The organism is Micromonospora sp. NPDC007271, from assembly GCF_040634005.1.
Classification (GTDB): Bacteria; Actinomycetota; Actinomycetes; order Mycobacteriales; family Micromonosporaceae; genus Micromonospora.
The window spans coordinates 1-13,468 of sequence record NZ_JBEYER010000027.1 but is presented as its reverse complement, the minus strand read 5'-3'; the positions used below and the strand labels follow the sequence as shown (position 1 = coordinate 13,468).

Sequence of the window (13,468 nt, the reverse complement as noted above, 5' to 3'; positions counted from 1 at the left end):
CCGGATGCCGTACGCGGCGCGGCGCGGACCGGGCAGCGGCCGGCCGCTCACCGCGCCGCCCCGCTCCGCTCGCTCACTGCGGCAGTTTAGGCAGCAGCCCCGCCGCGTTGTCACCGACACCGTACTGGCCGGCCTTCTTCTCGGTCAGCTGCTGCACCAGGGCGAGGCTGGTGACGACCTGGCCCTGCACGGTGTTGGCGTTGTCGACGGTCGAGATGCTCTGGGAGAGGACCGGGTCTCTCCGGACCGCAGCGACCACGTTGTCGCCGGCCGAGCCCATGCCGCCCACCACGATCGCGCCGGTCCGGTCGAACTGCTCGGCGATCTTCACCACCGACTCGTCCTTCCTCGCCGCGTCCTTGTCGACGTACGGCTGCCCGCTGACCAGCACGACCGCCTCGGCCGGCCCGGAGACCTTGTCCTGCGCGGTCACGTACCCGCCGCTCGTGTACTGCTGCAGCACCGTCCGGCGGTCCGCGTCGGTGACCGGCGGGGTGCCCGCCGGCCGGTCCAGCAGGATGGTGGCCAGCAGCGCGCTGGAAGTCTCCACGCCGTGCCCGTTGCCCGGCAGGTTGGCGGTGGAGACGCTGTTGGGGCGGGTGGCGGAGACGGCCAGCTCCAGCAGGTTGTTGTTGCTCTCCGGGTTGATGAACTTGTCCTGGACGTCGATCCGGCCGGTTACGTCGGCCCCGGCCAGCTGGAGCATCTTCATCACGCCCTCGGCGTGCTCCCGCCCGCTGGGCAGGGTGAGCACCAACACCCGGTGGCCGGTCAGCTTGCCGGGGAGGACGACCTGCGCCACCTCGGCGGCGAAGTCCTCCTCCATGTTGAGTTCCTTCTGCATGTCGTTGACCGACTGGCGCATCTGCGAGTTGTCCTTGCTCAGCGCGTTGACCCGCTCCCTGAGCGAGTCGGCGACCGGCCCGTTGAGGGCGGCCGTGCCGACCACCAGGCCGATTGCCAAGGCCAGGAAGACCGCGGTCAGGGACACCACGTGGTACCGGAAGTTGATCACGCTTGCAGCCTTTTGGTAGGTCGGGGAGCTAGAAGAGCTGGCCGAGCTGGAACACGAAATTGTCCCACCATTCGGAGACCACGCCCAGATACGCCTTCCCGACGGTGGAGACCGCCACCGCGGAGGCCATCGCGGCCACCGCCGAGAGGACCAACAGCAGCAGCGAGGAGCCGGAGATGCTCTGCCGGTAGAGCCGACTCACGCCCTTGGCGTCGACCAGCTTTCCGCCCACCTTCAACCGGGTCAGGAAGGTCGAGGCCATGCCGCCCCGGCCCTTGTCGAGAAACTCCACCAGGGTGGCGTGGGTGCCGACGGCCACCAGCAGCGAGGCGCCCTTCTCGTCGGCCAGCAGCATGGCCAGGTCCTCGCTGGTCGCCGCCGCCGGGAAGGTGATGGCCGGCACACCCAGGCCCTCCACCCGGGCCAGGCCCGGCGCCCGGCCGTCCGGGTAGGCGTGCACGATCACCTCGGCACCGCAGCGCAGCACGTCGTCGGTGACCGAATCCATGTCGCCGATGATCACGTCGGGGGTGTAACCGGCCTCGACCAGCGCGTCCGCGCCGCCGTCCACGCCGATCAGCACCGGCTTGAACTCCCGGATGTACGGGCGCAGCACGTCCAGGTCGGCCTTGTAGTCGTACCCCCGGACCACGATCAGGCAGTGCCGGCCCTGGATCCGGGTCTGGATCTCCGGCACGCCGACCCCGTCCAGCAGCAGGTCCCGTTCCTGCTTGAGGTAGTCCATGGTGTTGGCGGCGAACGCCTCCAACTGCACCGACAGCCCCTCGCGGGCGTCGGCCATCGACTTGGCCACCGTCTCGGCGTCCTGCAGCGCCCCGTGCGCGATCGGCTCGTCTGCGACGTAGACCGTGTTGCCCTCGATCCGGACCAGGTCGCCCTCGCGGATCTGTTCGAAGACGCTCTCACCGAGGTCGTCCAGGAGCGGGATGCCGGCGGCGATCAGCACCTCGGGGCCGAGGTTCGGATACCGCCCGGAGACCGACGGCTTGGCGTTGAGCACGGCGGCGACCCCGACCGCGACCAGCGAGTCGGCCGCCACCCGGTCCAGGTCGACATGGTCGATGACCGCGATGTCTCCGGGCCGGAGCCGGCCGACCAGCCGCTTCGTCCGGCGGTCGAGGCGCGCGGTGCCGTGGACTGAGCCCGGTTCCGCGTTCCGGGTCCGGCGCAACGTGGGTAGACGCATCGTGACCATCCTGGCATGTGAGGCAGGTTTTGCTGTCGCGACATGCCTGAGCAGGGCCGCCTACCCAGGGAAGCACACCGGAGCGCAGCCCGGTGTGCTTGCGGTCACAAACCCGGTCACGGGCGCCTTTCCTTGGCCGCCACGGCCAGGAGTTCCTCGGCATGCGCAATACCCAGGTCCGAATCCGGCAAACCCGCGAGCATGCGGGCCAGCTCCCGGGCCCGCTCGGTGTCCTCCACCACCCGGACCCCGCTGGTGGTCACCGCTCCCCCGGTGTCCTTCGCCACCACCAGGTGGCGGTCGGCGAACGCGGCGACCTGCGGCAGGTGGGTGACCACCAGGACCTGATGACTGCGGGCCAGCCGCGCCAGCCGCCGGCCGATCTCCACCGCCGCCTGCCCGCCGACCCCGGCGTCGACCTCGTCGAAGACCAGCGTGGGCGGGCCGCCGGACCCGGCGAAGACCACCTCGATGGCGAGCATCACCCGGGACAGCTCACCGCCGGAGGCGCCCCGCTGCAACGGCAGCGCCGGCGCGCCCGGGTGGGCCAGCAGCCGCAGCTCCACCTCGTCGGCCCCGTCCGGGCCGACCCCGGCCTCGACGCCGTTGACCGGGAGGCTCGGCTCGGCCCGCCCGGCCGGGCGGGGCAGCACCGCCACCTCGATCCGGGCGTGCGGCATGGCCAGCCCGGCCAGCTCGACGGTGACCTGCTCGGCGAAGCGGACCGCGGCCTCCTGGCGCGAGGTGGAGACCCGGCCGGCCAGCTCGGCCACCTCCCCGGCCAGCCGGGACGACTCCTTCTCCAGCTCGTCGAGCAGCTCGTCGGAGGTGTCCAGGTCGGACAGTCGGGTGCGGGCCCGCTCGGCCCAGGCGATCACCCCGTCGACGTCGTCGGCGTACTTGCGGGTCAGCCCGCGCAGTGCGGCCCGCCGCTCGTAGACGGCCTGCAGGCGGGCCGGGTCGGCGTCCAGCGCGGCCAGGTACGCCGACAGCTCCGCGGCCACGTCGGCCACCAGCGTGGCCGCCTCCTCCAGCCGCACGGCCAGTTCCCCGAGAGCCGGATCGGTGCCGGCCTGGGCCTCGAGGGTGCGCCGGGCGGTGCCGAGCAGCGCGGTGGCGTCCGGGCTGTCGTCGGTCGCCTCCTCCCCGCCGGCCACGCACTGGTGGGCCAGCTGGGCCGCCGTCCGCAGCCCCTCCGCGTGCTCCAGGCGCTGCGCCTCCGCCTTCAGCTCGTCGTCCTCGCCGGGCTGCGGATCCACCCGGGTGATCTCGTCCAGGCCGAGGCGGAGCAGATCCGCCTCCTGGTGGCGCTCGCGGGCGTTGCGCCGCCGGTCGGCCAGGTCGTCGACCACCGCCCGCCAGTGGGTGTACGCCTCGCGCAGCGCGTCGAGCAGCTTCTCGTGCTCGGGGCCGGCGAACCGGTCCAGCGCGGCCCGTTGCTCGGCCGGGCGCAGCAGACGGAGCTGATCGGACTGGCCGTGCACGGCCACCACCTGCTCGCCCACCTCGCCCAGCATCGCCACCGGCATGCTCCGGCCGCCCAGGTGCGCCCGGGAGCGGCCCTCCACGGTGACCGTCCGGCTCAGCAGCAGCGAACCATCCTCGTCGGGCTCACCGCCCGCGTCGGTGATCCGGGCGTGCACCGTCTCGCCCACCCGGCCGTGTAGGCGCAGCCGCCCCTCCACCACGGCACGGCCCGGTTCGGCCCGCACCCGGCCGGCGTCCGCCCGGCCACCGAAGAGCAGGCCGAGACCGGTCACCACCATGGTCTTGCCCGCACCGGTCTCCCCGGTGATGACGTTCATCCCGCCGGTCAACGGCAGCGTGGTGTCCTCGATGACGCCCAGTCCGGTGATGCGCAGCTCTTCCAGCACAGCACCCGACACTAGACGCGGTCCCCGACAGTTGACCAGCCGGCGACGCCGCATCTGGGCACGGCGCGTGACGTCGTACAGTTCTGCCCCGTGTTGGACGTGATCGGCCTGACCCCCGGCGAGGAGGAGCTGTACCGCTCCCTCGTCCAGCTCACCACGGCCCGGGTCGACGAGCTCGTCGAGCGGCTGCGCCGGCCGCGCGCGGAGGTCGTCGCGCAACTCGAGGCCCTGCGTGGCAAGGGGCTGGTGCTGCCGATCGGGCCGGAGCCGGACGGGCCGCTGCGGCCGCTTGCCCCCGACGTCCCGCTCGGTGAGGCGCTGCTGCGCCGGCAGGAGGCGCTGGAGGCGGCCCGCTCGGCGGTCACCCAGCTGACCGAGGAGTACCGCGCCGGGATGCGGCGGCACGACGCCGACCACCTGGTGGAGGTGATCACCGGGGCGCGGGTGCTCCGTGAGCGCCTGCGGGACGCGCAGGACGGCGCCCGGGTCGAGGTGCTCTGGTTCTGCCGGGCCAACCCGCTGGCCATGCCCGGCCAGGACAACGTCGAGGAGTTCGACGCGCTGGCCCGCGGGGTGCGCTACCGGGCCATCTACGAACGCGAGATGCTCCTCGAACCGGGCGGGCTCGAGGACATCGAGCGGGGCGTACGCGCCGGAGAGCAGGCCCGGGTGCTGGACCGGCTGCCGGTGCGGCTGGCCATCGTGGACGGCCGGACGGCAATCTGCCCGCTGGTGCCGGACCGGGAGAGCGGCGAACCGAGCGCCGCGGTGATCGGCCGCAGCCAGCTGCTCGACGCACTGATCGCCCTCTTCGAGAGTTACTGGCGGATATCCACGCCGCTGCGCTCGTCCGCCCCGCCGGTCGACGGGCAGGCCGTCGACGGCTACCGGCCGGACCCCGACGAGGTTCGGCTGCTCGCCCTGTTCGTGGCCGGGGTCCCGGACAAGTCCATCGCCTCCCAGCTGGGGGTGAGCCGCCGTACCGTGCAGCGGCGGCTGGCCGACCTGATGGCTGTCGCCGGCGTGGACACCCGGCCGGGGCTTGCCTTCCAGGCCGCCTGCCGGGGCTGGATCTGAGGCGACGGGGCGGGCGGCGGGGAGCCGTCCCGCCCCGTCCGGTCAGCGCAGCCCGTACGCGTCGAGCACGGTCTGGTCGACGCTGTTGCCAGCGCGGTCATCGGCGTGCACCCGCAGCGACACCGTGCCGTGCCCGGCCGGCACCATGGCGGTGAACCGGGTGCCCGAGCCGCGCACCGGCACCGTCGTCCAGCTGTGCCCGCCGTCGAACGACACCTCGACCCGCACCCCGACACCGGTCGGCGTCGGCACGCCGGCCGGCTGGCGCACGGTCAGCCCGAGCTGGTGCGGCTGACCGCCGGGCGCCTCGCCGCCCAGGTCGGCGGGGACCTGGTAGTCCACCTGCAGCAGCGGCAGCGGCTGGGCGGCGTCCCCGGCCGGCCGGGCCGAGGTGAACTGCCACGCCGTCTCGGTACGCGTCGCCCAGCGCCATTCCTCCGAGGAGCGCTCGGTGCTGAGGTCCAGCCGGTAGCGGGCCGCACCCGGGGTGGTCGACACCGGTGCCCAGCCACGGGAGAGGTCGGCGATCTGCTGCCCGTCCCGGCTCAGCCGGGCCTGCACCTTGTCCCACTCCTCGCTGACCCGGGCCGGACCGTAGTGGCCGTCCGCGTCGACGAACTCGGCCAGCCGCAGGTTCAGAGTGTCGCCGGTGCGCGTGGGCACCGGCGCCCCGCCGCCCGCCGGCACAGCCGGCCGGACCACCGAGCCGTGCCAGGTCTCGGTGACCCGGTCGTTGGCGGCGTACCGCCGGGGCGGCTGGACGAGCCCGCCGACCAGCGGACCCCAGTCGGACCAGGGGAGGCGGTGCAGCACCCGCTGCTGCCACCAGGAGTCCCCGGCGCTGACGAACTCCTGCCGCACGGTGCCGGTGCGCACCATCCGCTGGTCGTCGTTCCACGAGTACTCCTGCCAGGGACGCCACCCGAACCGCTGCTCGCTGGCCCAGTCGAATCCGCCGGTGTCGGCGTAGCGGGCGGTCACCTCGGCGGTGTTGTCCGCGGTGACCCGGTGCACGATCCGATCCGGGACCCGCCCCTGCGACACCTGCCACACGTCGTACAGGTAGGGGCTGTCCACGGTCAGCGTCACGTCCAGGGTGGCCCGGCCGCTCTTCGCCGCCGCGATCGTCGGCTGCCCGTCGTCGTACGCGACCACCAGCGACGGAATCGGCAGCCGGTCCCCGTCCGGACGCCAGACCGTCCATGCGCTCCGGTCCGCCGGACGGACGATGAGCACCATCGCGGCGCCGGCCGCCGCGGCGTCGGCGATCTGGTCCTCCTCGGCGCGGTCGTAGCTACCGGCGACCAGCGCGGCCGCGCCCCGAACCCCGGCCCGGGCCAGCTCGGCGGCGGTGCCGTCGCCCGCCCAGACCAGCGGCAGCTTCCGTCGGCCGGCCGGAGCCGGCGACCGACCCAGCAGGTTGATGTCCAGCGGACCGGAGACCTTGCTGACCCGGGCGTCCACCATGGGGGCGACCAGCTGCCAGCGGGAGGCGAACTCGAACTCGCCCTGGCGCACCGGCCGGGTCGGCGTGACGTTCACCTGCTGGACCGTGCTGAACGCCATCACGCCGTGGTCGACCTGCCGGCCGTTGCCGAAGACGCGGTGCTCGTAGAAGCTGAGGGTGTCCCGCTGCTCGCTGGGCTTCGGCGTCTCGATCCGCACCGGCGTGCCCTTGCGCGGGTCCAGCACCAGGGTGAGGTCCCGGTCGACGGTCAGCTCGGGGTCGGTGACCAGGGTGAGCTGCTCGTCCAGCGGGACGCCGTGCTCGATCAGCCCCTCCAGCAGGTACGGGCCCTCCTCGACCTGCACCTGCCACTCCGTCCCGCGGAAGAGGAAGCCGAGCCGGTCGGACTCCCGATGCTCGCCGAACAGGGTCACGACCGGTGCCCCGCCTGGCTGACCCTGCATGTCCAGCGCCTTGATGGTGACGGAGTGCAGCGGGCCGCTGAGGGTCAGGCCGACGGCCGTCCGCACCGCGACACCGTCCGCACCGGTCGCCACCAGCCACCCGCCGTACACCCCGCGGTCCAGCTTCGCCGGGTCGGCGCGCAGCGGAACGTTCACGGTGCCGCCGGCCGGCACCGTCACCTCGGCGCCGTCGAGCGACACCCCGTCCGGCTCGGTCGCACCGGTGTCCAGGTTGCGCAGCTCCAGCGCCAGCCGCAGGGTCTGGGCCGCGCCGGTGCCGTTGGTGTACGTCACGGTCTGCTCCACCACCGCACCGCCGGTGTTCAGCCGGCCGAAGTCGGCGGTGGCTGAGCCGTACACCCGCTGGCTCAGCGCGCGGGCCACGTCGACCCGGCCGCCGCCCTGCTCGAAGACCGTCAGCGCGGGGTTCGCCTTCGTCGTGCTGACCAACGCGTCCTTGAGCTTCCGGGCGGTCCAGTCCGGGTGTTCCTGCGCGAGGATCGCCGCCGCGCCGGCGACGTGCGGAGTCGCCATCGACGTCCCGGACGCCCGCGTGTACGCGTCGTCCACTGGCGTACCCATGGCGGTGCCGGCGGCACGGGCGGCGACGATGCCGACGCCCGGCGCGGTGATCTCCGGCTTCAGGCCGTTGTCGCCCAGGCGCGGGCCACGGCTGGAGAAGTCGGCCAGGTTGTCGTCGCGGTCCACCGCGCCGACGGTGAGCGCCGCGGCGGCCGCGCCCGGCGTCCCGACGGTGCCCGCCGCGCCCTCGTTCCCGGCGGCGATCACGAACAGCGCCCCGGTCTCGGCGGTGAGGTCGTTGACCGCCTGGCTCATCGGGTCGGTGCCGTCGGTGGCCGGGCCGCCGAGGCTCATGCTGATCACCTTCGCGCCGGAGTGGGCGGCCCACTCCATGCCCGCGATGATCCCCGAGTCGTAGCCGCTGCCGCCGTCGTCGAGCACCTTGCCGATCAGCAGCTTCGCACCGGGCGCGACGCCCTTGCGCAGCCCGTCGGACGCGGCGCCGCCACCGGCGATGGTGGCCGCCACGTGGGTGCCGTGGCCGTGCCCGTCCCGGGCGCTGCCGCCGCCGGTGAAGTCCTGCGTCTCGGCGATCCGGCCGGCCAGGTCCGGGTGGGTGGCGTCGACTCCGGTGTCGAGGACCGCGACCCGGACGCCCGTGCCGTCCCGGCCGGCCGCCCAGGCAGCGGGGGCTCCGATCTGCGGCACGCTGTGCTCCAGCGCCGGGTGGACCCGCCCGTCCAGCCAGATGCGGGCGATGCCGGCGCCGAGTCGGACCGGCCCGTTCGCGGCGGTCCGCGCGGCCGGTGCGGAGCTCAGCGCGCTCCAAACCTGGCCGAGGTCGCCCTTGGCGACGCGCAGCGCCGCGCCGTTGATGCTCTCGAGCGGCCGGGCGGCGGCCCCGGCCAGCGGACGGAGCCGGTCGGCGGCCGGCTCCTGATAGCGGACGATCAGCGGCAGCTCGTCCTGCGCGGCGTCGCCGTACCCCTCGGCGACCAGCTCCTGCACGTCGAACAGATCGGCGTCGAGCACCCCGGCGGAGACGTACGGCACGACGTCGCTGGGCAGGACGCGCAGCCCGCCGTCGGCCGACACGGTGTGGAAGGTGATCCGCTCGCGGCCGGGGCCGGGGTGAACGGTGGCGGCGACCCGGCCGGGGGCGGCGTGCGCCAGCTCGACCCGGTCGCCGGTGATGAGGGTGATGCGGACGGGCGCGGTGCCCAGGATGGACGCGGCCGGTGCCGGGGCGGTGGTCCGGGCGGGTGGGTCGGCGGACGCCGGTGCGGCGAACCCGACCACCAGCGCGCCGACCGCGCTGGCGGCAAGCCAGCGTGGGGGCCAGTGCATACGATGCGCTCCTCTACTCCGAGGGCCGGTCCCAGGAGACCGACCGTTCGGAGTCTGCGACGAAGATCATCGAGCGGTCACTAGCTGCGGCCTGCCGCATCGGCGACATGTCGCCAGGTGGACAACGGCCTGCCAGGGTCGGACCGCCGGATGGCCGGCCGGTTGCCGACCTGCGACGGTACTGGCTGATGGTCGGGGTGCCGGACGGAGTTCGCCGCTCGGCTCGCGAGCCGCCGCTTCCTCCGGCGTCGGCTCACGGCGCCGACGACCTGGCCGGGGTCGACACCCGGCCGGGTCCGGCTCACCGGTCCGCCCGCCGCGGCCGGCCGCAACTCCTCCGGCACCCCGACCGCCGCGTTCCCGACCACCCCCTGGTCGGGCTCACGGCCGCCGGACCACGCGTCCGAGCGGGCACGGCCGCACCGCCCCGCCCGGACTCCACCTCAACGCAGCCCGTACGCCCCGGTGACCGTCGGGTTCGACGGCCGCTGCCGGCCCCGGCGGCGGCACACCGCCTCCGGGGGAGGCTCCTACCGTAACCCGTTGCCCATGCGGTACGGGTACGCCGACCGCGCGCCGCGGCGCGCTCCATTCCACCCCGACCGTTGAGCCCGCACTCAGCGGCGACTGCCCCGCCAGCCCTGCACCGGCAGGTCGAACTTGGCGACCAGCCGGTCGGTGAACGGACGCGCCGTCAGCCGCACGATCCGCACCGGCAGCGCGCCCCGGCGCACGGTGACCCGGGCACCCGGCGGCAGGTCGTACACCCGCCGGCCGTCGCAGGACAGCACCGCGAGGGTGGTGAACGGGTCCACCGTGATCGCGAAGGTGGACGTCGGCGCGGTCACCAGCGGGCGGCTGAACAGCGCGTGCGCGCTGATCGGCACCAGCAGCAGCGCCTCCACCTCCGGCCAGACCACCGGCCCGCCGCCGGAGAACGCGTACGCCGTGGAGCCGGTCGGGGTCGCGCAGACCACGCCGTCGCAGCCGTACCGGGACAGCGGCCGGCCGTCCACGTCGACCATCAGCTCCAGCATCTGGGCGCGCTCGCCCTTCTCCACGCTGATCTCGTTCAACGCCCACGACTCGATGGTCGGGCCACCGTCGAACTCAGCGGTCACGTCGAGGGTGAGCCGTTCGTCCACCGTGTAGTTTCGCGCGACAACGCACCGTACGGCGCTGTCCAGGTCGTCGATCTCCGCCTCTGCGAGGAAGCCGACCTTGCCGAGGTTGATGCCGAGCAGCGGCGCCTTGGCCGGCCGGGCCAGCTCGGCGGCGCGCAGGAAGGTGCCGTCCCCGCCGAGGGCGAAGACGATCTCGGCCCCCTCGGCGGCCTCCGGACCGGTCACCGGCACCACACCGGGCAGGTCCAGGTCGTCGGCCTCCTCGGCCACCACCCGCACCTCGAAGCCGGCCGCGATGAGGTCCGCCGCCACCGCCCGCGCGTGCTCGGTGCTGCGTCGGCGGCCGGTGTGCGTCACCAGCAGAGCGGTCCGGCTCACCCGGGCACCTCCTCACTCGCGGCGTCCGCCGCGTCGGCCGCGGCCGGGAAGCCCTGTGGGCCGGCGGCCACCACCGCGCGTACCCGCTCGGGATCGGCGGCGGGCGCGTCCCGGCGTAACCATACGAAGAACTCGACGTTGCCGCTCGGCCCCGGCAGCGGGCTGGCGGCCACGTCGGCGAGCCCCAGGCCGAGCTGCGCCGCCGCGGCGGCCACGTCGAGCACCGCCTCGGCGCGCAACGCCGGTTCGCGGACCACCCCGCCCGCGCCGACCCGCTCCTTGCCCACCTCGAACTGCGGCTTGACCATCAGCGCCAGGTCACCGTCCGGCCTGGTGCAGCCGGCCAGCGCCGGCAGCACCAGGCGCAGCGAGATGAACGACAGATCGGCCACCGTCAGGTCGACCGGGCCGCCGACGGCCTCCGGGGTGAGGGTACGGACGTTGGTGCGCTCGAAGACGTGCACCCGGTCGTCGTTGCGCAGCGACCACGCCAACTGGCCGTACCCGACGTCGACCGCCACCACCTCGGCCGCGCCGGCACGCAGCAGCACATCGGTGAAGCCGCCGGTGGACGCGCCGGCGTCCAGGCAGCGCCGGCCGGCCACGGTCAACCCGCCGGACGCGAACGCGGCGAGCGCCCCGGCGAGCTTGTGCCCGCCCCGCGAGACGTACTCGGTGGTGGGGTTCTCGCCGGTGACCAGCAGTGGGTCGGCCGGGTCGACCATCGCGGCGGGTTTACGGGCGGGCACGCCACGCAGTTGGACGCGGCCGGCCTCCACCAGCGCGGCCGCCTGCTCGCGAGAGCGGGCCAGACCGCGGCGGACGAGTTCGGCATCCAGCCGGGTGCGACGTGCCATGGGCGGTTCTCTCTCCGATCGATCAGGTCTGGTCGATGCTGGCCAGGGTCTCGCGCAGCGTCTCGTACGCCGCCTCGTACTGGGCGATCTGGTCCGCCGGCGACAGCGCCTCGGCGTTGATCATCGCTTGTACGGCGGCGTCCACCGCGGGGTGCCGGTCGTCGCCGATCTCCTCGACGGGCACGGGCGCCGGCCGCACTCCCGGCGGCGGCCCGGGACGGGGGCCGCCGGGTGGCGGGCCCGGGCGCGGGACCGGCGGCGGCCCGGGACGGTACGGGGCGGTCACGACCCGGCACCGCCGGTCCGCTTGCGGGGGGTGGCCTTCTTGACCCGCCGGGCCGGGGTGGCCGGCGACTGCTCGGCCGAGGCGTCCGCGGCCGTCGCCGCCGACTTCCGCGCGACGGTCTTCTTCGCCACCGTCTTCTTTGCCACCGTCTTCTTCGCCACCACCTTGGTCGGGGCGGGCACCGAGCTGGTCGGGGCCGCCGGGGCGCCGGAGGTCGGGGCTTCGGCGGCGGATGCCGCCGCCAGGACCGCCGGGGCGGGCTGTGCCTCGCGCAGCTGCCGTTCCAGCGCGCGCACCCGGCGGGTCAGCTCGGCGACCTCGTCGGCGGTGGCCAGCCCGACCGCGCCCAGCGCACGGTCCACCTCGAAGCGGACCAGCTTGGTCAACGCCTCCCGGTTCGCCATGCCGGTGGAGACGAGCTCCTCGGCGAACGCCTGGAGCTGGGCGGCGGTCGCGCCCCCCTGCCCGACCACGCGTCGCACGGTGTCCTGGGCCTTCTTCCGGGGCGCCTCCGTCAGGCCCATGGCCAGCTCGAGGTAGGCGCGCCACGCGTCCTGCATGCCTGAGTCCTTCCGCGGGGCGAGTGTGCTGGTGTCACGCTACCGGGCACCCCGGACACCCCATTGCGGTACGGTGCCGGGGAACGGCGTGGCGCGTGGTGAGGAGACGATGTGGCCAGCGTGGACGAGTGCCGGCAGGCGTTGCAGGAGCTGGCCGCCCGGCTGGAGCAGCACGCCGAGATGCAGGGCCGGATCGACCTGGACCGCACCCTGGCCTGCCGGATCACCGACCTCGACACCGCGTTCCACGGCCGCCTCGAAGGGGGCCGGCTGGTCGACCTGACCGACGGCGACGATCCGCAGGCCAAGATCGCGCTCAGCACCACCAGCGACGACCTGGTCGCGCTGGTGAACGGTCAGCTCGACATGGCCAAGGCGGTCACCGGCCGGCGGGTGTCGATCAAGGCGAACCCGTTCGACCTGATGAAGCTTCGCAAGATGCTCTGACCGCCGGTCGGCCGGGGGCAGGCCCGACGCCTCAGCCGGGCAGGCCCAGCGCGGCGAGTGCCTCCTCCGCCGCCGGGGAGACCGGCCGCACCCGCGGGTCGGCCGCCGCCGACCAGGCCGCCGCGCAGAGGGCAGCGAGGGCGTCGAGCGGGCGTCCCGCGCCGTCGAGGACCAGCCCGCCGTCGGTGACGATCACCGACCAGCCGCCGGCATGGGACACACCCGGCACCCGCACCACCGCCGCCGGGTCGAACAGCCCGGCCAGGTCGACCGAGACGTACGTCGGACGGCGCTGCTCGGGAGCGGCCAGCAGCTCGGGTACGTCGCTCACCCCGGTGAGCACCAGCAGGCTGTCCAGGCCGGCCCGGCGGGCACCCTCGATGTCGGTGTCCAGCCGGTCGCCGACCACCAGGGTCCGCCCCGCACCCGCCCGGCGGGCCGCAGTGGCGAACAGCGCCGGCTCCGGCTTGCCCACCACCACGTCCGGCTCCCGCCCCAACGCGGTACGCAGCACCGCGACCAGGGAGCCGTTGCCCGGCAGCGGGCCGCGTGGGCTGGGCAGGGTCCGATCGGTGTTCGTCGCGTACCAGGCCGCACCCGCCCGTACCGCCAAGGACGCCTCGGCCAGGTCGACCCAGCCGACCTCCGGGCCGTACCCCTGGGCGACGGCGGCGGGGTTCTCGTCGGCGGAGGACACCGGCCGCAGGCCGGCGGCACGCAACTCCGCCCGCAGCGCCTCCGCCCCGACCACGAGCACCGGCGCGCCGGCCGGCAGCCGGTCGCGCAGCAGCTCGGCGGTCGCGGCGGACCGCGATCCTGCTCTCCGAGGCCGCCGACCGGGCGGTACGCGAGCTGGCCGTGCG

General features: G+C 74.5%; 11 protein-coding genes. 2 read left to right on the top strand and 9 right to left on the bottom strand.

Going from position 1 to position 13,468, the window contains the following annotated elements; translation table 11 throughout:
- Window positions 1–73: 73 nt before the first annotated feature.
- The 3 genes from ABZ570_RS12500 to recN all read right to left on the bottom strand — a co-directional run bounded on the left by ABZ570_RS12500 (window position 74) and on the right by recN (window position 4,096).
- Window positions 74–1,015 (bottom strand): copper transporter, encoded by a 942-nt coding sequence (locus tag ABZ570_RS12500; RefSeq protein WP_358061177.1) that lies wholly within the window; start codon window positions 1,013–1,015, stop codon window positions 74–76.
- Window positions 1,016–1,043: 28 nt separating this feature from the next.
- Window positions 1,044–2,222 (bottom strand): putative cytokinetic ring protein SteA, encoded by a 1,179-nt coding sequence (gene steA / locus ABZ570_RS12495; protein WP_358061174.1) that lies wholly within the window; start codon window positions 2,220–2,222, stop codon window positions 1,044–1,046.
- Window positions 2,223–2,338: 116 nt separating this feature from the next.
- Window positions 2,339–4,096, bottom strand: coding sequence for a DNA repair protein RecN (gene recN, locus ABZ570_RS12490; protein ID WP_358061171.1), 1,758 nt, complete (start codon window positions 4,094–4,096; stop codon window positions 2,339–2,341).
- A gap of 90 nt (window positions 4,097–4,186) precedes the next feature.
- Here recN and ABZ570_RS12485 point away from each other — a divergent pair, with 90 nt between their 5' ends.
- Entirely contained in the window at window positions 4,187–5,173 is a 987-nt protein-coding gene (locus ABZ570_RS12485; protein WP_358061168.1) for a helix-turn-helix domain-containing protein, read from the top strand.
- 42 nt (window positions 5,174–5,215) lie between these two features.
- Here ABZ570_RS12485 and ABZ570_RS12480 read toward each other — a convergent pair whose 3' ends face one another.
- The 5 genes from ABZ570_RS12480 to ABZ570_RS12460 form a co-directional block, all read right to left on the bottom strand.
- Window positions 5,216–8,953 (bottom strand): S8 family serine peptidase, encoded by a 3,738-nt coding sequence (locus ABZ570_RS12480; protein WP_358061165.1) that lies wholly within the window; start codon window positions 8,951–8,953, stop codon window positions 5,216–5,218.
- A 617-nt stretch (window positions 8,954–9,570) separates the two neighbouring features.
- A complete protein-coding gene (locus ABZ570_RS12475) occupies window positions 9,571–10,455 on the bottom strand; it encodes an NAD kinase (RefSeq protein ID WP_358061162.1) in 885 nt (294 codons plus the stop codon).
- Window positions 10,452–11,312 (bottom strand): TlyA family RNA methyltransferase, encoded by an 861-nt coding sequence (locus ABZ570_RS12470; protein WP_358061159.1) that lies wholly within the window; start codon window positions 11,310–11,312, stop codon window positions 10,452–10,454. Before ABZ570_RS12470 ends, ABZ570_RS12475 begins: the two co-directional genes overlap by 4 nt.
- Window positions 11,313–11,334: 22 nt before the next feature.
- Entirely contained in the window at window positions 11,335–11,598 is a 264-nt protein-coding gene (locus ABZ570_RS12465) for a hypothetical protein (RefSeq protein ID WP_358061156.1), read from the bottom strand.
- Window positions 11,595–12,158: a hypothetical protein gene (locus ABZ570_RS12460; RefSeq protein ID WP_358061153.1), complete on the bottom strand. Its 564-nt coding sequence runs from the start codon at window positions 12,156–12,158 to the stop codon at window positions 11,595–11,597. The genes ABZ570_RS12465 and ABZ570_RS12460 overlap by 4 nt, the downstream gene beginning before the upstream one ends.
- A 111-nt stretch (window positions 12,159–12,269) precedes the next feature.
- Here ABZ570_RS12460 and ABZ570_RS12455 point away from each other — a divergent pair, with 111 nt between their 5' ends.
- Complete coding sequence (locus ABZ570_RS12455) at window positions 12,270–12,605, top strand: SCP2 sterol-binding domain-containing protein (RefSeq protein WP_358061150.1); 336 nt, start codon at window positions 12,270–12,272, stop codon at window positions 12,603–12,605.
- A gap of 31 nt (window positions 12,606–12,636) precedes the next feature.
- Here ABZ570_RS12455 and ABZ570_RS12450 read toward each other — a convergent pair.
- Window positions 12,637–13,468 (bottom strand): HAD-IA family hydrolase (locus ABZ570_RS12450; RefSeq protein WP_358061147.1); only part of this gene is annotated, 832 nt, incomplete at its 5' end.